The organism is Variovorax sp. F042 (assembly GCF_057814215.1).
Window position 1 is genome coordinate 1 of the sequence record NZ_JBVASX010000086.1, and the last position, 288, is coordinate 288.

At 66.3% G+C, this 288-nt stretch carries 1 protein-coding gene; it reads left to right on the top strand.

Going from position 1 to position 288, the window contains the following annotated elements:
* Positions 1-76: 76 nt before the first annotated feature.
* Positions 77-262, top strand: coding sequence for a hypothetical protein (locus tag ACZYSP_RS35520; protein ID WP_489019256.1), 186 nt, complete (start codon positions 77-79; stop codon positions 260-262).
* Positions 263-288 lie beyond the last annotated feature (26 nt).

Sequence of the window (288 nt, forward strand, 5' to 3'; positions counted from 1 at the left end):
TTCAAAATCGTCGAGAAGTAATCGTCTGTAGAGCATTGGCCCTTCGGGTCGCCACTTTCCGGACAAGGAGACTTTCATGACCACGTCGCAAGCACTGCAGCAGCAACGACAACAGCGCCTCAACTACGTGCTCCAGTGGGCCGCTACTGCAGCCGTTGTTGCCGTCATCGCCTCGCTGGCGGGCTGCACCGCCCCGCCACCGGCCACCACGGGCACCGGCGCGGCCACGACCGACACCGCCGGCACGAGCAGCAGCGCCTAGCGCCCACCGCCGACCGGCGCCTGCGT